Raw genomic sequence first — 16,960 nt, 5'->3', positions numbered from 1 at the left:
GTCTTGTGGAGTGCCCACACAGATTGTCTGATAAATTGTTAAAGAGCAGTGAGTTAGGCGCTTTCGCTTGCTAACTCGAGGTGGCGTATATTACGCTTTCCTCTTTCAGAGTCAACCCTAATTTTCAGGATTTTTCTCTGCGACCCCCGGATACTCTGTGAAGTTGTTCACATGTTCCGTGTCGATGGAGGCGCATTATAGGGAGTTCCTCGCAGGCCGCAACAGGTATTTTCAGCAAAAACGATCGTTAGCTGCATTCCACAGCAAAACCCCGCTTTATACCCACTTGCACACAGTGTTATCCACAGATGCGATTTGTACGGAAAATTTACGAGCGCCACGCAAACGTTTTCGCTACAATTCCCCGCGACGAAACGATCCCCCTTTTTACGGGGGCGTTACCTGAATTTGTGCCTGTCCCTCCCTTTATAAGGCAGAAAACCGCGCTTTATAGAGAGAACGAGGTGGACATTCACGTAACGCTCTTTAATTGCGACTCAAAGCCAAGGGATAAAACCATGCAACAACCTCGTCCAATCCGCCGGGCTCTGCTCAGCGTGTCTGACAAAGCCGGTATCGTTGAATTCGCCGAAGCGCTTTCCCAGCGCGGCGTTGAACTGCTCTCCACCGGCGGCACCGCCCGCCTGCTGGCAGACGCCGGTCTGCCCGTTACCGAAGTTTCCGACTACACCGGCTTCCCGGAGATGATGGACGGACGAGTTAAGACCCTGCACCCGAAAGTTCACGGCGGTATCCTCGGCCGCCGCGGCCAGGACGACGCGGTCATGAATCAGCATGACATCCAGCCTATCGACATGGTGGTCGTCAATCTGTACCCGTTCGCCCAAACCGTGGCGCGCCCGGATTGCTCGCTGGAAGACGCGGTCGAAAATATCGATATCGGCGGCCCGACCATGGTGCGCTCCGCCGCCAAGAACCATAAAGACGTCGCCATCGTGGTGAAGAGCAGCGACTACGCCGCCATCATTACCGAGATGGACAACAACGACGGCTCGCTGCGCTATGCCACCCGCTTCGATCTCGCCATCAAGGCTTTCGAACACACCGCCGCCTACGACAGCATGATCGCCAACTACTTCGGCGCGCTGGTGCCGGCGTACCACGGCGAGACCGAACAGCCGTCCGGCCGCTTCCCTCGTACCCTGAACCTCAACTACATCAAGAAGCAGGATATGCGTTACGGTGAGAACAGCCACCAGCAAGCCGCCTTCTATATAGAAGAAGAGGTAAAGGAAGCGTCCGTCGCGACCGCCGAGCAGCTGCAGGGCAAAGCGCTGTCCTATAACAACATCGCCGATACCGACGCCGCGCTGGAATGCGTGAAAGAGTTTGCCGAACCGGCCTGCGTGATCGTCAAGCACGCCAACCCTTGCGGCGTGGCGATCGGCGACGACATCCTCGCCGCCTATGAGCGCGCTTACCAAACCGACCCGACTTCCGCCTTCGGCGGCATCATCGCCTTTAACCGCGAGCTGGACGCCGCCACCGCGCAGGCGATCATCAGCCGCCAGTTCGTGGAAGTGATCATCGCGCCAAACGTCACTCAGGAAGCGCGCTCCCTGCTGGCCGCCAAACAGAACGTGCGCGTGCTGGCCTGCGGCCAGTGGCAGCAACGCGTGGCGGGGCTGGACTTCAAGCGCGTCAACGGCGGGCTGCTGGTACAGGATCGCGATCTCGGCATGGTGACCGCCGCCGATCTGCGCGTGGTATCCGAGCGCCAACCGACCGAACAGGAACTGCGTGACGCGCTGTTCTGCTGGAAAGTGGCCAAGTTCGTGAAATCCAACGCCATCGTTTATGCACGTGACAACATGACCATCGGCATAGGCGCCGGCCAGATGAGCCGCGTTTATTCCGCCAAGATCGCCGGCATCAAAGCGGGCGACGAAGGGCTGGAAGTGAAAGGATCCGCCATGGCCTCCGACGCCTTCTTCCCGTTCCGTGACGGCATCGATGCCGCAGCTGCAGTCGGCATCACCTGCGTGATCCAGCCTGGCGGCTCGATCCGCGACGACGAAGTGATCGCCGCCGCCAACGAACACGGCATCGCGATGATCTTCACCGACATGCGTCATTTCCGCCATTAATTCCTTTTGCCGCGTGCGCTCCGGCGCACGCCATTCGTGGAGCCCCTGATGAACATTTTGATTATCGGCAACGGCGGGCGCGAACACGCGCTGGCCTGGAAAGCCGCCCAGTCTCCGCTGGCGGATAAAGTCTACGTTGCGCCGGGCAATGCCGGTACCGCGCTGGAAGCCAATCTGGAGAACGTGGCGATCGCCGCCACCGATATCCCCGCCCTGGTCGCTTTCGCCCAGAGCCATGACATCGGTCTGACCATCGTCGGGCCGGAAGCCCCGCTGGTGATTGGCGTGGTCGACGCCTTCCAGGCCGCCGGTCTGAAAATCTTCGGCCCGACGCAGGCCGCCGCGCAGCTCGAAGGCTCCAAAGCTTTCACTAAGGATTTCCTGGCGCGCCACCGCATCCCGACCGCCGAATATGAAAACTTCACCGACGTGGAGCCGGCGCTGGCCTACGTGCGCAGCAAAGGCGCGCCGATCGTCATCAAGGCCGATGGCCTGGCGGCCGGTAAAGGCGTGATCGTCGCGATGACGCTGCAGGAAGCGGAAGAGGCGGTGCGCGACATGTTGGCCGGCAACGCCTTCGGCGACGCCGGTCATCGCATCGTGGTGGAAGAGTTCCTTGACGGTGAAGAGGCCAGCTTCATTGTGATGGTCGACGGCGAGAACGTGGTGCCGATGGCCACCAGCCAGGACCACAAGCGCGTCGGCGACGGCGACACCGGCCCGAACACCGGCGGCATGGGCGCCTATTCTCCCGCACCGGTAGTGACCGACGAAATCCACCGGCGCGCCATGGACCAGGTGATCTGGCCGACGGTGCGCGGCATGGCGGCGGAAGGCAACACCTACGTCGGCTTCCTTTACGCCGGCCTGATGATCGCCGCCGACGGCCAGCCGAAGGTGATCGAATTCAACTGTCGTTTCGGCGATCCGGAAACCCAGCCGATCATGCTGCGCCTGCGTTCCGATCTGGTGGAACTGTGCCTGGCGGGCGCCGAAGGCCGCCTGAACGAGAAAACCTCCGACTGGGACGAGCGCCCCGCGCTCGGCGTGGTGCTGGCGGCCGGCGGTTATCCGGGTGACTATCGCAACGGCGAGGTGATCCAGGGGCTGCCGCAACAGGAAAGCGCCGACGGTAAGGTCTTCCATGCCGGCACGCGCCTGCAGGGCGATGACGTCGTCACCAGCGGCGGTCGCGTTCTGTGCGTGACGGCGCTGGGCGACACCGTGGCGCAGGCGCAACAACGCGCCTATCAGCTGGCGGAAGGCATCCAGTGGCCGGGCAGCTTCTGCCGCAAAGATATCGGTTATCGCGCGATTGCGCGCGGCAAGTGATTTGACCTGATAAGGTCATGACAAGAGGCTCCGCAGCGCGGGGCCTTTTTTATAGCTGGTCTTCTTTCGGTTCCCAGCTGCAGAAGTCGTCGTTCGCCACCAGCAGCAGCTCGCTGCCTTCCGGCGCTTCCAACCAGGCGACGCTCACCGGCCGGCTGCTGCTGCGGGCACGTTTTTCGATCCAGGCGATGGCGGAGGCATCCAACCCGGGTTTTAAGCGTTGTCCGTCGCAGGTTTGCACTTCGCCCTGCAACCAACGCCCCTGCAGCAATTTGACCTTGCCGGCGCGCAGCGCATTGCTGACTTCGAGGATACGTCGCGCCTGATATTGATACAGGGCGGTTTCATCGCGGGTCAGCGGTTCGCGGCGTGTCGCAAGCTGGCGCTGCATAAAGCTCACCGTGCCGTCGTCGGCAAAGCGCAGTTGAATGGAATCTCGATCGCCGTCGGCGTCGTTGCGTTTGATTTGGCGCAGCACGTCGCCCTGATAGGTGTACAGCGTGGTGATGGTACCCGGTCCGCGGTAGGGACTGTAGACGCTGACCAGCACCTGCGGGCGATGTTGCTCATCGTCTTTACGCCACAGGCGTATCACGCCTTGATCGGCCACAAAGCCGCTGGCGGTAAAGCTGGGAATATCGGAATGGAAACTGCAGGCGCTCAGACCGAGGGCGATGCCGGCGGCCATGAGCACCCGACGAGTAAACAAAAGGGGCGCCATCGCCCCTCTGTTTAATCTTTTCACCGAGGCGCGGTCTTATTTAACAGCGTCTTTCAGTGCTTTGCCAGAAACGAACGCAGGCACGTTGGCTGCTGCGATTTTGATTTCTTTGCCAGTCTGTGGGTTGCGGCCAGTGCGCTCGCTACGATGGTTTACTTTGAAAGTACCGAAGCCAACCAATTGTACTGCATCACCTTCTTTCAGAGACTCAGTAATAGCAGCCAGGGTGGATTCCAGAGCCAGTTTAGCTTGTGCTTTGGAAAGGTCAGCCTTGTCCGCGATTACATCAATCAGTTGAGTCTTGTTCATAAGTTATCCTTACAGTGTGTTTATCGTTTGCAAAGCATCGAGTGCGACGGATATGCCGATTGACAGCACTCTCCTGCATACACGCACCGATAGCCACTTTTTTTACGCCCCCCAAATGTAGACCAGACAGGGTGCGGATGTGAAGCCTTAAGGCATGACAAATCAGGCGTTAAATCACGTTTTGTTGCCTTATTGCGCTAAATTTATCCCGATGTTGCTGACACCGGCCTCTCGCAGGTCGGATCGCAGCCCCTTGATCAGGTCTATATCGCGCTCTTCACAGGCGTCCAACAGGCGGAAAATTTCCCATTGAATGTCCCATTCTTCCTCTACCGCAGGCAAACTTCCCAACTCTTCGTCGGTCATTTCCCTACCGGCTTGAGTCATTTCCAACATCGCCACGGTGCGAATCGATGTTTCGCTGATGGCGATGGCGTGCTCCAGCGTCTCCCCGCCGAGCCGCGAATGGATCAGTTCCCCTAATGCGATACAGGCATCAATTGCCGGGTAAACGCCGTAAAGATCGTAATCTTCCGCCGACGGAATCGCCTCTTCCAACTTCTCGAGCTGGCTGTCGAAGTTGACCTTGGCGTCCTTCACCACCAGCGTTTCCCACACCAAATCCAGAATGCGGCGATAAATCGCCGGATCGCCGAACTCGGTCTGTTTGCAGAACATCTGGTAATTCGGGTACATACGCTCGCACAAACTGGCCATAAAGGTCAAATGTTGCCAAGCCTCGTGCCGTTCCAGACGTAAATGAATCGGGTTACGTAGCATGCTTTACTCTCTTACGCGTTATCTGCGGCGCAGTGTACCCGAAATCGCTCATGGCGACACCTCCGGATGCTGCTGCAACCAACGCTGAAACGCCGGACGGCGCGAAGCGATGGCGTCGGCCCAGCGGGTCGGCTCCGGCAAACGGTAGCCCGCCATACAGCGCTGCACCCACGCCAGCGCGCTGTCGGCGCCCACGCGGTGACCGGTAGAGATGAACAGCGGGTTGCAGCGCGCCTTGCTGCGCCATACCCAGCCCAGCTGTTCCCCCTTATCTTCCAACGGTGCCAGCGCGCCGACGGCGGCCTCCAGCGGCGCGAATTTGCCGCACAGGCGCTTCTTGGCCACGCCGATGGTCGGTACATCGACCAGCAGGCCGAAATGGCTGGCGACGCCGAGGCGCCGCGGATGTGAAACGCCGTGGCCATCGACGAAGATCAGCCCCGGCTTTTGCCGCAGCTGTGCCCAGGCGGCCAACAGCGCCGGGTATTCGCGAAACGACAGGAAGCCCGGGATATAAGGCATGACGGTGGCGATGCGCGCCACCTGATATTCCACCAGCTCCAGCGACGGATAGCGCAGTATGGCGATAGCGGCACGCGTCACCGCCCCCTCCTGCTCGAAGCCCACGTCGGCGCCGGCGATGAAGGCCGGCGGTTCGGCCGGCAGATCGTCGTAGCGAATGACTTCAGCAGCGCGCCGCAGCTGTTCGGCGCGCAGGGCCTGCATATCGGTCACATCGAATCCTTAACGGTGGTATTTCGCCGACTGCGCGTGCACCGCCTCGACGAAGGCGCCGGCGTGCTCAGGCGGCACATCCTGATGGATGCCGTGGCCCAGGTTGAACACATGACCGTTGCCGTGGCCAAAACCGGCCAGAATGGTCTCCACCTCTTCCGCGATGCGCGCCGGAGAAGCATAGAGCATCGACGGATCCATATTACCCTGCAGCGCCACTTTGTCGCCCACGCGCCGACGCGCGTCGGCGATATCGGTGGTCCAGTCCAGCCCCAGCGCATCGCAGCCGGTAGCGGCCATCGCCTCCAGCCACTGCCCGCCGCCTTTGGTAAACAGCGTCACCGGCACGCGGCGGCCGTCATTTTCACGCAGCAGGCCATCGACGATCTTGTGCATGTAGTGCAACGAGAACTCGCGGTAATCGCGCCCGGTCAGCACCCCGCCCCAGGTGTCGAACACCATCACCGACTGCGCGCCGGCCTTGATTTGGGCGTTGAGGTACAGGATCACGCTGTCCGCCAGCTTGTCCAGCAACAGGTGCAGCGTGGCCGGTTCGGCATACATCATTTTTTTCAGCTTGGTGAAGGCCTTGCTGCTCCCGCCTTCAACCATATAGGTAGCCAGCGTCCACGGGCTGCCGGAGAAGCCGATCAGCGGCACTTCGCCCTTCAGCTCGCGGCGGATGGTGCGCACCGCGTTCATCACATAGCCCAGCTCCACTTCCGGATCAAACGCCGGCAGTTTGTCGACGTCGGCACGGCAGGTGATAGGTGAGCTGAAACGCGGGCCTTCGCCGGCTTCAAAGTACAGGCCAAGCCCCATGGCGTCGGGAATGGTGAGAATGTCGGAGAACAGAATGGCGGCGTCCAGCGCATAGCGGCGCAGCGGCTGCAGCGTAACCTCACAGGCCAGCTCCGCGTTCTTGCACAGCGACATGAAATCACCGGCCTGGGCGCGGGTCGCCTTGTACTCCGGCAAATAACGACCGGCCTGGCGCATCATCCATACGGGGGTCACATCCACCGGCTGGCGCAACAGCGCGCGCAGGTAGCGATCGTTCTTCAACTCAGTCATTTATGGGGCTCCCTTAATAATCTGCCGGCCATTGTACATTATTCTTCCCGGCACAGCGCCACGGTGTCCTCAATCAACCGGCGCGCCACGGTGCCGGGCGGCGGCAACAGCGGCAGTTGGTCGTAGCGATACCAGCCGGCGTTAAGCAGCTCCTTGGGATCGTGACGAAGGTCGCCCTGATGGTAATCGGCCATAAAGGCCATCATCAGCGAGTGTGGGAACGGCCAGGGTTGTGAAGTGACGTAGCGCAGGTTCTTGATTTCGATATTGCTCTCTTCCATCACTTCGCGCGCCACCGCCTGCTCCAGCGTTTCGCCCACTTCGACGAAACCGGCCAGCACCGTGTGGATACCGCCGCGATGGCGCACGTGCTGCGCCAGCAGGATCTGATCGTCGCGCCGAATGGCGACGATCACGCAGGGCGCAATCTGCGGGTAGTACCGTTCTTTGCAGTGGCCGCAGAGGCAGGCGCTTTCGGTGCGGCTGAGATGCATCTCATGGCCGCAGTAGCCGCAAAAGCGATGGGAGCGGTAGAAATCCGCCAGCTGCACGCCGCGCCCGGCAAGCTGGAACAGACCACGATCCTGATCCAACAGCTGACGCACCGATCCCATCTCCCGCGGCATCGCCTGGCGCACCAGCCAGACCGGCGCGCCCTCCCACTCACCGATGACGCGCGCCATGTGGCCCTGCAGCCCGAGGGCGGCGGCCGTTCCTGACGGCAATTCACCGTTCGGTAACCAAAGTTTGCTTTCATGGCTGACGATCCACCAGCCGTTTTCATTGCCCGTTAATGCAAGTTCCATATCGTTGTTGCACAACCTCAGCTTCACTGGCACTCTACAAATCGGCTTTGTTACATTTTAATAACTTACCGGTTACTTTTGTTACTTACACGGAGTCAAACATGCTCAACCGTTTGGAAAGGCTGACTCAGCGCGTTGGCGGTAGTAATGAATTAGTTGATCAATGGCTTCAGGCCCGCAAGCAGTTGCTGGTCGCCTACTGCACGCTGGTAGGCCTCAAACCGAATAAAGAAAAGCATACGCCGCTGAATGAAAAAGCGCTGGAGAACTTTTGCCATAACCTGGTGGATTACCTCTCCGCAGGGCATTTTCATATCTATGACAGAATTATCAAACAAGTGGAAGGCGCAGCCAGTCCGAAAATGTCGCTGGCGGTGAACATCTACCCCAAGCTATGGGCCAATACCGAACAGATCATGGCGTTCCACGATCGCTATACCGAAGTGGATATCGATCAGGAGGTCTGTCTGGAATTCCATCAGGCCTTGTCGGATATCGGCGAAACGCTGGCGGCGCGCTTTGCGCTGGAAGATAAGCTGATCCTGTTGGAAGCGGAGGCCGCGCAGCAACCGCTGCCGGACCAGGCGCTGGATCCGGCGCGTTAAAATTTTATAGTTTTTTTTCTTATCCCTCCTATACTGGGGGGCATCTTGTCGGAGTGCCTAGCGCCTGATTTGTTCATCGAATCAGCCAGGCTGAGACCGTTAATTCGGGATCCGCGGAACCTGATCGGGCTAATACCCGCGAAGGGAACAAGAGTAATCTATCGCCACAGGCACGGCCTTCCCTTTGCGGGCGTCCAGCCTTATCGGCCACCATCATTACTCCCTCCGAGCTCCAGACAAGCAACTTTCCCAACCCAACACACTGGTAGGAACTTGCTATGTCTAACGTTAATCCACCGCGCGCCCGTAAAGCGCAACGCGAAGCCGCCCAGCAGTTTATCGACACGCTGCAAGGCATGGCTTTCCCAAACTCACGCCGCATCTACCTGCAGGGCTCGCGCCGCGATATCCAGGTGCCGATGCGCGAAATTCAGCTCAGCCCGACCCTGGTCGGCGGCAGCAAAGATAGCCCGCAGTATGAACAGAACGAGGCGATCCCGGTATATGACACCGCAGGCCCATACGGCGATCCGCAGGCCGAGCTCGATGTGCACGCCGGCCTGGCCAAGCTGCGCGCCGGCTGGATCGACGCGCGCGGCGATACCGCGACCCTGAGCGGCGCCAGTTCCGGCTTCACCCAACAGCGTCTGGCGGACGAGGGGCTGGATCACCTGCGCTTCGAACATCTGCCGCTGCCGCGCAAGGCGTTGCCGGGCAAGTGCGTGACCCAACTGCACTATGCCCGCGCCGGCATCGTCACCCCGGAGATGGAGTTCATCGCCATCCGTGAAAACATGGGGCGCGAACGCATTCGCGGCGAGGTGCTGCGCCACCAGCATCCGGGCCAGGGCTGGGGCGCCAACCTGCCGGACAACATCACGCCGGAGTTCGTGCGCCAGGAAGTGGCCGCCGGCCGCGCCATCATTCCCGCCAACATCAATCACCCGGAGGCGGAGCCGATGATCATCGGCCGCAATTTCCTGGTGAAGGTGAACGCCAATATCGGCAACTCGGCGGTCACCTCGTCGATCGAAGAAGAGGTGGAGAAGCTGGTGTGGGCCACCCGCTGGGGCGCAGACACCGTGATGGATCTCTCCACCGGCCGCTACATTCACGAAACCCGCGAGTGGATCCTGCGCAACAGCCCGGTGCCCATCGGCACCGTGCCTATCTACCAGGCGCTGGAGAAGGTCAACGGCGTGGCGGAAAACCTCACCTGGGAGATGTTCCGCGATACGCTGCTGGAACAGGCTGAACAAGGGGTCGATTACTTCACCATCCACGCCGGCGTGCTGCTGCGCTACGTGCCGATGACCGCCAAACGCCTGACCGGCATCGTGTCGCGCGGCGGCTCGATCATGGCCAAATGGTGTCTGTCGCACCATCAGGAAAACTTCCTCTATCAGCACTTCCGTGAAATCTGCGAGATCTGCGCCGCCTACGACGTTTCGCTGTCGCTCGGCGACGGCCTGCGCCCCGGTTCGATTCAGGACGCTAACGACGAGGCCCAGTTCGCCGAGCTGCATACGCTGGGCGAGCTGACCAAAATCGCCTGGGAATACGACGTACAGGTGATGATTGAAGGCCCGGGCCACGTGCCGATGCAGATGATCCGCCGCAACATGACCGAAGAGCTGGAACATTGCCACGAAGCGCCGTTCTACACCCTTGGCCCGCTGACCACCGATATCGCCCCGGGCTATGACCATTTCACCTCCGGCATCGGCGCGGCGATGATTGGCTGGTTCGGCTGCGCCATGCTGTGTTACGTCACGCCGAAAGAGCACCTCGGCCTGCCGAATAAAGAGGACGTCAAACAGGGCCTGATCACCTACAAGATCGCCGCCCACGCAGCCGATCTGGCCAAAGGCCATCCGGGCGCGCAAATTCGCGATAACGCCATGTCCAAGGCGCGTTTCGAATTCCGCTGGGAAGATCAGTTCAATCTGGCGCTCGATCCGGCCACCGCGCGCGCCTATCACGACGAAACCCTGCCGCAGGAGTCCGGCAAGATCGCTCACTTCTGCTCGATGTGCGGACCGAAATTCTGCTCGATGAAGATTTCACAAGAGGTGCGCGACTATGCCGCCGCCCAAGAGGCCGCCAAACCGATCGAGGTGCAGCTGACCGGCATGGAGAAAATGTCCGCCGAGTTCCGCGCCCGCGGCAGCGAGCTGTATCACAGCGCCGGCAACCTGCAGGAGGAGACGAGCAATGACTGATATCACGACGCCCTTCCCGGCGACGCCCCACAAACTGGGGCTTTACCCGGTCGTCGACAGCGTGGCGTGGATCGCTCGCCTGCTGGAGGCCGGCGTTACCACTATCCAGCTGCGCATCAAGGATCTGCCGGACGAGCAGGTCGAAGAGGATATCGCCGCCGCCATCGCGCTGGGCCGGCGTTATCAGGCGCGGCTGTTCATCAACGATTACTGGCGGCTGGCGATCAAGCACGGCGCCTACGGCGTGCATCTGGGCCAGGAAGATCTCGATACCACCGATCTGGCGGCCATTCACCGCGCCGGGCTGCGGCTCGGCGTTTCCACCCATGACGATGCCGAGCTGGCGCGCGCGCTGGCGGTGAAACCCTCCTACATCGCGCTGGGGCACATCTTCCCCACCCAGACCAAAGACATGCCTTCGGCGCCGCAGGGGCTGGCGGAGTTAAAACGCCACATCGCCGGTTTGGCGGATTACCCGACGGTGGCGATCGGCGGGATCAGTATCGATCGCGTACCGGCGGTGCTGGCGTGCGGCGTCGGCAGCGTGGCGGTGGTCAGCGCCATCACCCAGGCGCCGGACTGGCGCGCGGCGACGGCCGAACTGCTGCGGCTGATCGAAGGTAAGGAGCCGAACGATGCTTAACGATCGGGAGTTCCTGCGCTACAGCCGCCAGCTGCTGCTGGAGGATGTCGGCCCGGAAGGTCAGGAAAAACTCAAGCGCGCCACGGTGCTGATCATCGGCCTGGGGGGGCTGGGGTCCCCGGCTTCGCTGTATCTGGCCGCCGCCGGGGTCGGCACGCTGCTGCTGGCCGACGACGACACGCTGCACGTCACCAACCTGCAGCGGCAAATCCTGTACCGCAGCGCCGATACCGCCACCGGCAAAGCGGCGCTGGCGCAACGCCATCTGCAGGCGTTGAACCCGTTGGTGGAGTCCATCCCGCTGGCGCAGCGGCTGCAAGGGCAAGCGCTGCGCGACGCGGTCGCCCGCGCCGATCTGGTGCTGGACTGCTGCGACAACATGGCGACCCGCCATGAGGTCAACGCCGCCTGCATCGCCGCCGCCAAGCCGCTGATCAGCGGCAGCGCAGTGGGTTTCAGCGGCCAGCTGCTGGTGCTCGAGCCGCCCTATGCGCACGGCTGCTACGCCTGCCTGTACCCGGAGCAGGAAGAACCGCAGCGCAACTGCCGCACCGCCGGGGTGCTCGGCCCGGTGGTGGGCGTGATCGGCACTCTGCAAGCGCTGGAGGCCATCAAGATGCTGGCCGGCCTGCCTTCCTCCCTCAGCGGCAAGCTGCGGCTGTTCGACGGCAAGCAGCAGAGCTGGAGCACGCTGCAGCTGAGCCGGGCCCGCGCCTGCCCGGTCTGCGGAGGCGCCGCATGAAGATCCGTCTGAACGACCAACCGCTGGAGCTGGCACAGCCGCTCAGCGTCGCCGCCCTGCTGACCCAGCTGGAACGCCACCAGCCGGGCACCGCGCTGGCGATCAACCAAACCATCATCCCGCGCGCCGACTGGGCCGACCATCAGGTGCAGGACGGTGACGACATTTTGCTGTTTCAAGCGATCGCCGGAGGCTGACATGCTGAAAATCGCCGATACCACTTTTACCTCGCGCCTGTTCACCGGCACCGGCAAGTTCGCCACCCCGGCGCTGATGTTGGAGGCGCTGGCGGCCTCCGGCTCACAGCTGGTGACCATGGCCATGAAGCGCGTCGATCTGCGCGGCGGCAACGACGCCATTTTGGCGCCGCTGCAACAGTTGGGCGTCAGGCTGTTGCCCAATACCTCTGGCGCCAAAACGGCCGCCGAAGCGGTGTTCGCCGCCCGACTGGCGCGCGAAGCGCTCGGCACTCACTGGGTGAAGCTGGAGATCCATCCCGATGTGAAATACCTGCTGCCGGATCCGATAGAAACGCTGAAGGCGGCGGAAACGCTGGTGAAAGACGGTTTTGTGGTGCTGCCCTACTGCGGCGCCGATCCGGTGCTGTGCAAACGGCTGGAAGAAGTGGGATGCGCAGCGGTGATGCCGCTCGGCGCCCCTATCGGCTCCAACCGCGGTCTGCGCACCCGTGACTTCCTCGAAATCATCATCGAGCAAGCCAAGGTGCCGGTGGTGGTAGACGCCGGCATCGGCGCGCCAAGCCACGCGCTGGAAGCGATGGAGCTGGGCGCCGACGCGGTGCTGGTGAATACCGCCATCGCCGTGGCGCGCGATCCGGTGCAGATGGCGCGGGCATTTCGCCTGGCGCTGGAGGCCGGCGAGCTGGCATGCAGCGCAGGATTAGGCTCCAGCCAGCGCGGCGCGGTCGCGTCCAGCCCGCTGACCGCTTTCCTCAGCCAGCCAGAGGAGGCGCAGTGATGGCCGACGATTTCAGTAGCCGCTGGCAACAGCTGGACTGGGACGACATTACGCTGCGCATCAACGGCAAAACGGCGCGCGACGTGGAACGCGCATTGAACGCCGACAAGCTGACGCGCGACGACTTTATGGCGCTGATCTCCCCCGCGGCCGCGCCGTATCTGGAACCGTTGGCGCAACGCGCGCAGTTGCTGACCCGTCAGCGGTTCGGCAACGTCGTCAGCTTCTATGTGCCGCTGTACCTGTCCAACCTGTGCGCCAACGACTGCACCTACTGCGGCTTTTCGATGAGCAACCGCATCAAGCGCAAAACGCTGGATGCGGCGGAGATTGCACGCGAGTGCGAAGCCATCAAGGCGCTGGGGTTCGAACATCTGTTGCTGGTCACCGGCGAACATCAGACCAAGGTCGGCATGGACTATTTCCGCCAGCACATTCCGGCGATCCGCCGCCACTTCAGCTCGCTGATGATGGAAGTGCAGCCGCTGGCGCAGGAGGAATACGCCGAACTGAAAACGCTGGGCCTGGACGGCGTGCTGGTGTATCAGGAAACCTACCATCCGGCCACCTATCTGCAGCACCACCTGCGCGGCCAGAAGCAGGATTTCCATTGGCGCCTGGCCACGCCGGATCGCCTGGGGCGCGCCGGGATCGACAAGATCGGCCTCGGCGCGTTAATCGGCCTGTCCCACAGTTGGCGAACCGACTGCTATCTGCTGGCGGAACACCTGTTCTACCTGCAGCAAACCTATTGGCAGAGCCGCTACTCGATCTCGTTCCCACGCCTGCGCCCCTGCGCCGGCGGCATTGAGCCCGCGTCTATCATGAGTGAGCCTCAGCTGGTGCAGCTGATCTGCGCCTTCCGGCTGTTCGCGCCGGACGTTGAGCTGTCGCTGTCTACCCGGGAGTCGCCGTACTTCCGCGATCATATGATCCCGGTGGCGATCAATAGCGTCAGCGCCGGATCCAAGACGCAACCCGGCGGCTATGCCGACGACGTACCGCCTGAGCTGGAACAGTTTGAGCCGCACGACGGCCGCACGCCGCAGCAGGTCGCCGAGGCCATCAGCAACGCCGGGCTGCAGCCAGTGTGGAAAGACTGGGACGATTATCTGGGACGCAGCGCGCAATAAGCGGCAACGTTTGCCGCCGTGCGAAGAAAACGCTGGAGCGGCCGCGCAATGCCGAACGGTGGCGCTGGCGCCGGCAAACGCGCCGATTATAGTGACGTTGCCGACCGCCAAACCCGGTGTCGGCCGGGGCCGTTACCCTCTCGATGGCCCCGCCTTATCCAACCCCGGATCGCGCACAGACGCTCTTGCGCGACTCCGGTTCCTCACCAACGGCCATCCTGGAACCTGCGCCTGAGGGCACGCACGAACAGGCGGTTTTATCGGCTCAGGTGACGGGCATGATGAGGGAATAGCGGTGTTCAGCACTCACGCAGAGTGTTTTTCAATGGAGCCCGTTGCGGCAGAGAACGGCAGAACGAGGAAAAAGTCGATGCGGAGACGAAAAGTGACTCGAGGGGTAATCCCCGATACTGCCAATGGCCCTGGTGTTGGCCGTCGCGTTTTTTTGCCGCCTGCTCCCTGCTTACAGACAAGAGCAGGCGGTTTATTTTGTGAGACTGGCAACCCCCCCAGGACGCGAATCACACAGTATGTGCGCTAATTAACCATACAAACGATTAAATGTGAATGTCTTTTGAGTGTTTTTTTATTTGATATCGAGTGTATTCTGAGTTTGCCAAGGAAAATCAAACTGATATCACCGCAACCTCCGGGGCATCATCTATAATCCAGCACGGGTCCTCGCGCAGATTTGCCACGCTCGCGGTCAACATCAAAAAAGCCAAGGTTGTCATGAAGAAAACGCCAAATTACATCGATGCAATCAGCGCGTTGCTCACTCTTAAAGGGGTTGGCGACAGAAAACATGCCTCCACGATGGCCAACATACTGAACCTTCAGTACAACAGCGCCAAGCAGAAGCTGGATGGTAAAAGGGGCATCACCCTCGACGAAGTCAGAAAGGTGTTTCAGTACTTCAACGAGCCATTCGCCGGCCAAAGAACGCATAACGGCGTTTTTATCATGAACAGCATTCACAAACGCTGTAAGGTTGAAGTCGACGAACACCCGGTGACACAGCTGGACGACGACGAAACCTACGCCTACAAAAAAGATGACCTTTTCATCATCAATACCAGCCGGGATACGCAGGCCGACGTACCGCTGTACAGAGTCAACAAGATAGACTTTCTGCCGGCGCCGCGCATCGCGATCCTGGACAACGACAGCGATATCCTCGAGCTGTTGAAGAAAATCGCCTGCCGCTACGGCATTGAGACCGAGACCTTTCAAACGGCGGATGCCATGCTGGCCGCACTTGAGCAACAGTCCTTTGAGGCGTTTATTCTGGACTGGCTGTTGGACTTCGGCGAAACCTCAGAACGCGTCGTGAAGAAAATAAAGGACACCCTCGATCCGCACGCGCGCATCATCATTCTGACCGGCCAGCTGAATCACTATGAGAAGAATATCGGCGATATGATCCTGCACTATGACGTGCACCTGGTGGAAAAACCGACCAAACCGCTGATTATCTCCTCACTGCTGCTGTCGAATTTATTCTTTAATTAGTTTGACCGGAATGCGGATGAAAAACGATGAACCAACGCCTTCGGTGGATTTGACTCTGATGGCGCCTTTCAGCGTCGTCACATAATTCTTGATAATGGTCAGCCCCAGCCCCAGTCCCTGCCGCGTTTCCCTTTCTACTCCCTGATTGAACGCCTTGTACAACCGTTCCAGATTATTAACGTTAAATCCGATGCCGTTGTCTTTTACCCATAAATACAGATTGCCATGGCACACCTTCACGTTGAGGATGATCGCGCCGTGGTGGGTAAATTTGTCCGCGTTGCTGAGCAGATTGGCCAATATTCGGTAGAGCTTGTATTTGTCGGAGCAAATCAAACCAACATAGGATGAACGACGCACCACGATACGATTACCGCGCCCAGCGCTGATACTGGTCATGGCATCGTCCACCACCTCATGCAGCCGAAAGGTGGAAATATTGACGTTAACCTCCCCCATTTCAAACCGCGAATAATCCATCACCTCGCGCGTTTGTTCGGCGATCTTGTTGCCGTGGTAGGAGATCAGGCGGGCCTCCTTTTTGAGCTCTTCCTGCGCCAGCTCGTGCTCCATGATATCCGCGGCGATGACGATGGCCTGCGTCGAACCGGCGATTTCATGGTAGATGGATGAGATAAAGATGTTCTTGTTCTTGATGATCTCTTTTAACGAGAAGGCATTTCTCACCACCAGGAACATCATCAGGAACACCAAAATCAGCGATAAGACGGCGAACATCTCGGCTTTTCTCGAATTATCCTGGATGATGCCTTTAACCTCGGTGAAGTTTTTAATTTGTATCCGATAAATAATCTCCTGAATATCGACCAACGTACCCTCGATGTCATCCATATAAGCGAGGATATCTGCCTTGCTTTTCCGCCCTGCCAGCAAACCGACGGAAAGATCGCCCAGCGTTCGGTACTGTTGCTTCAGCAGAGCGACGTTCTTGATAAATTCGTCGTCGTAATAGAAAGAGTCGCTGAAGGTGGAGCGGCTCTCCAGGATTTGGATCTTCGAGTAAAATATTTTCTTTTTGATCAGGAAAGCGTCGTAGTCGTCGTTTTCACTGAGCAGCAGCGCAGTTTTGGTTCTTTCAAACGCCAGAAACAGGATCTCGGCCACCGAGTAGTTATCCAGATTGGGTTCGATCTGCTTATAGCGCTCTTTTACGCCACCGAAGTTAATGGCAATCAGCAAAATTAATAAGGAGAAGATGGCAACCAACGCGATAAGAGTACCGATCAGTTTCTTGCTCAT

Annotated in this window: 17 protein-coding genes and 1 riboswitch; of the genes, 10 read left to right on the top strand and 7 right to left on the bottom strand. The window is 60.0% G+C overall.

All coding sequences use genetic code 11. The features are described 5' to 3' along the window. Positions 1-518: 518 nt before the first annotated feature. Both purH and purD read left to right on the top strand, forming a co-directional pair. Positions 519-2,108 (top strand): bifunctional phosphoribosylaminoimidazolecarboxamide formyltransferase/IMP cyclohydrolase, encoded by a 1,590-nt coding sequence (gene purH / locus ITX55_RS23545; RefSeq protein ID WP_108680059.1) that lies wholly within the window; start codon positions 519-521, stop codon positions 2,106-2,108. A gap of 48 nt (positions 2,109-2,156) precedes the next feature. After that, positions 2,157-3,440: a phosphoribosylamine--glycine ligase gene (gene purD / locus ITX55_RS23540; RefSeq protein ID WP_046688074.1), complete on the top strand. Its 1,284-nt coding sequence runs from the start codon at positions 2,157-2,159 to the stop codon at positions 3,438-3,440. 49 nt (positions 3,441-3,489) lie between these two features. Here the strand turns inward: purD and ITX55_RS23535 are convergent, their stop codons facing one another. The 6 genes from ITX55_RS23535 to nudC all read right to left on the bottom strand — a co-directional run bounded on the left by ITX55_RS23535 (position 3,490) and on the right by nudC (position 7,865). Continuing rightward, positions 3,490-4,161: a DUF1481 domain-containing protein gene (locus tag ITX55_RS23535; protein ID WP_223085417.1), complete on the bottom strand. Its 672-nt coding sequence runs from the start codon at positions 4,159-4,161 to the stop codon at positions 3,490-3,492. A 36-nt stretch (positions 4,162-4,197) separates the two neighbouring features. Continuing rightward, positions 4,198-4,470: a nucleoid-associated protein HU-alpha gene (hupA, locus tag ITX55_RS23530; RefSeq protein WP_004929874.1), complete on the bottom strand. Its 273-nt coding sequence runs from the start codon at positions 4,468-4,470 to the stop codon at positions 4,198-4,200. A gap of 189 nt (positions 4,471-4,659) precedes the next feature. Beyond that, entirely contained in the window at positions 4,660-5,250 is a 591-nt protein-coding gene (locus ITX55_RS23525; protein WP_033644369.1) for a YjaG family protein, read from the bottom strand. 48 nt (positions 5,251-5,298) lie between these two features. Continuing rightward, positions 5,299-5,985: a deoxyribonuclease V gene (gene nfi / locus ITX55_RS23520; RefSeq protein ID WP_033652711.1), complete on the bottom strand. Its 687-nt coding sequence runs from the start codon at positions 5,983-5,985 to the stop codon at positions 5,299-5,301. A 9-nt stretch (positions 5,986-5,994) separates the two neighbouring features. After that, positions 5,995-7,059: a uroporphyrinogen decarboxylase gene (hemE, locus tag ITX55_RS23515; RefSeq protein WP_033644367.1), complete on the bottom strand. Its 1,065-nt coding sequence runs from the start codon at positions 7,057-7,059 to the stop codon at positions 5,995-5,997. Between the two features lie 38 nt (positions 7,060-7,097). Further along, entirely contained in the window at positions 7,098-7,865 is a 768-nt protein-coding gene (gene nudC / locus ITX55_RS23510; RefSeq protein WP_047575422.1) for an NAD(+) diphosphatase, read from the bottom strand. A 101-nt stretch (positions 7,866-7,966) separates the two neighbouring features. On the opposite strand from nudC, the gene ITX55_RS23505 reads away from it, so the two are divergent. The 8 genes from ITX55_RS23505 to ITX55_RS23470 all read left to right on the top strand — a co-directional run bounded on the left by ITX55_RS23505 (position 7,967) and on the right by ITX55_RS23470 (position 15,700). Further along, positions 7,967-8,470, top strand: a complete 504-nt coding sequence (locus ITX55_RS23505) for an Rsd/AlgQ family anti-sigma factor (protein WP_019456431.1) — start codon at positions 7,967-7,969, stop codon at positions 8,468-8,470. Positions 8,471-8,509: 39 nt separating this feature from the next. Beyond that, positions 8,510-8,634, top strand: a riboswitch (TPP riboswitch). A 114-nt stretch (positions 8,635-8,748) separates the two neighbouring features. Further along, positions 8,749-10,692: a phosphomethylpyrimidine synthase ThiC gene (gene thiC, locus ITX55_RS23500; protein ID WP_046688072.1), complete on the top strand. Its 1,944-nt coding sequence runs from the start codon at positions 8,749-8,751 to the stop codon at positions 10,690-10,692. Then, entirely contained in the window at positions 10,685-11,335 is a 651-nt protein-coding gene (gene thiE / locus ITX55_RS23495; protein ID WP_033652708.1) for a thiamine phosphate synthase, read from the top strand. The genes thiC and thiE overlap by 8 nt, the downstream gene beginning before the upstream one ends. After that, on the top strand, positions 11,328-12,077 hold the full coding sequence (locus ITX55_RS23490) for a HesA/MoeB/ThiF family protein (RefSeq protein WP_197756243.1): 750 nt from the start codon (positions 11,328-11,330) through the stop codon (positions 12,075-12,077). Before thiE ends, ITX55_RS23490 begins: the two co-directional genes overlap by 8 nt. Further along, positions 12,074-12,274 carry a sulfur carrier protein ThiS gene (thiS, locus tag ITX55_RS23485; protein WP_016929423.1) on the top strand — a complete coding sequence of 67 codons (201 nt, stop codon included), beginning with the start codon at positions 12,074-12,076 and terminating at the stop codon, positions 12,272-12,274. Before ITX55_RS23490 ends, thiS begins: the two co-directional genes overlap by 4 nt. A 1-nt stretch (position 12,275) precedes the next feature. Continuing rightward, entirely contained in the window at positions 12,276-13,055 is a 780-nt protein-coding gene (locus tag ITX55_RS23480; RefSeq protein WP_072626853.1) for a thiazole synthase, read from the top strand. After that, positions 13,055-14,188, top strand: coding sequence for a 2-iminoacetate synthase ThiH (gene thiH / locus ITX55_RS23475; protein WP_046897427.1), 1,134 nt, complete (start codon positions 13,055-13,057; stop codon positions 14,186-14,188). Before ITX55_RS23480 ends, thiH begins: the two co-directional genes overlap by 1 nt. A 732-nt stretch (positions 14,189-14,920) precedes the next feature. Then, the gene (locus ITX55_RS23470; protein ID WP_046688068.1) at positions 14,921-15,700 is read left to right on the top strand and encodes a helix-turn-helix domain-containing protein; all 780 of its coding nucleotides are present in this window, start codon (positions 14,921-14,923) and stop codon (positions 15,698-15,700) included. Here ITX55_RS23470 and ITX55_RS23465 read toward each other — a convergent pair. Beyond that, positions 15,686-16,960 carry a sensor histidine kinase KdpD gene (locus ITX55_RS23465; RefSeq protein WP_033644360.1) on the bottom strand — a complete coding sequence of 425 codons (1,275 nt, stop codon included), beginning with the start codon at positions 16,958-16,960 and terminating at the stop codon, positions 15,686-15,688. The genes ITX55_RS23470 and ITX55_RS23465 overlap by 15 nt on opposite strands.

Origin of the sequence: Serratia sp. EWG9 (assembly GCF_019913725.1) — a bacterium.
GTDB classification, from domain to species: Bacteria; Pseudomonadota; Gammaproteobacteria; order Enterobacterales; family Enterobacteriaceae; genus Serratia; species Serratia ureilytica.
The sequence above is the reverse complement of the archived record's forward strand: the minus strand, read 5'-3'. Positions and strand labels throughout refer to the sequence as shown.

What these genes read in the sequence shown, in the direction of transcription:
- nudC (WP_047575422.1), bottom strand. Translation starts at nt 7,865, where the DNA reads ATGGAACTTGCATTAACGGGCAATGAAAACGGCTGGTGGATCGTCAGC.
- ITX55_RS23505 (WP_019456431.1), top strand. Translation starts at nt 7,967, where the DNA reads ATGCTCAACCGTTTGGAAAGGCTGACTCAGCGCGTTGGCGGTAGTAAT.
- ITX55_RS23480 (WP_072626853.1), top strand. Translation starts at nt 12,276, where the DNA reads ATGCTGAAAATCGCCGATACCACTTTTACCTCGCGCCTGTTCACCGGC.
- ITX55_RS23490 (WP_197756243.1), top strand. Translation starts at nt 11,328, where the DNA reads ATGCTTAACGATCGGGAGTTCCTGCGCTACAGCCGCCAGCTGCTGCTG.
- hupA (WP_004929874.1), bottom strand. Translation starts at nt 4,470, where the DNA reads ATGAACAAGACTCAACTGATTGATGTAATCGCGGACAAGGCTGACCTT.
- thiE (WP_033652708.1), top strand. Translation starts at nt 10,685, where the DNA reads ATGACTGATATCACGACGCCCTTCCCGGCGACGCCCCACAAACTGGGG.
- thiS (WP_016929423.1), top strand. Translation starts at nt 12,074, where the DNA reads ATGAAGATCCGTCTGAACGACCAACCGCTGGAGCTGGCACAGCCGCTC.
- hemE (WP_033644367.1), bottom strand. Translation starts at nt 7,059, where the DNA reads ATGACTGAGTTGAAGAACGATCGCTACCTGCGCGCGCTGTTGCGCCAG.
- ITX55_RS23525 (WP_033644369.1), bottom strand. Translation starts at nt 5,250, where the DNA reads ATGCTACGTAACCCGATTCATTTACGTCTGGAACGGCACGAGGCTTGG.
- ITX55_RS23535 (WP_223085417.1), bottom strand. Translation starts at nt 4,161, where the DNA reads ATGGCGCCCCTTTTGTTTACTCGTCGGGTGCTCATGGCCGCCGGCATC.
- purD (WP_046688074.1), top strand. Translation starts at nt 2,157, where the DNA reads ATGAACATTTTGATTATCGGCAACGGCGGGCGCGAACACGCGCTGGCC.
- thiH (WP_046897427.1), top strand. Translation starts at nt 13,055, where the DNA reads ATGGCCGACGATTTCAGTAGCCGCTGGCAACAGCTGGACTGGGACGAC.
- ITX55_RS23470 (WP_046688068.1), top strand. Translation starts at nt 14,921, where the DNA reads ATGAAGAAAACGCCAAATTACATCGATGCAATCAGCGCGTTGCTCACT.
- purH (WP_108680059.1), top strand. Translation starts at nt 519, where the DNA reads ATGCAACAACCTCGTCCAATCCGCCGGGCTCTGCTCAGCGTGTCTGAC.
- thiC (WP_046688072.1), top strand. Translation starts at nt 8,749, where the DNA reads ATGTCTAACGTTAATCCACCGCGCGCCCGTAAAGCGCAACGCGAAGCC.
- ITX55_RS23465 (WP_033644360.1), bottom strand. Translation starts at nt 16,960, where the DNA reads ATGAGCAAGAAACTGATCGGTACTCTTATCGCGTTGGTTGCCATCTTC.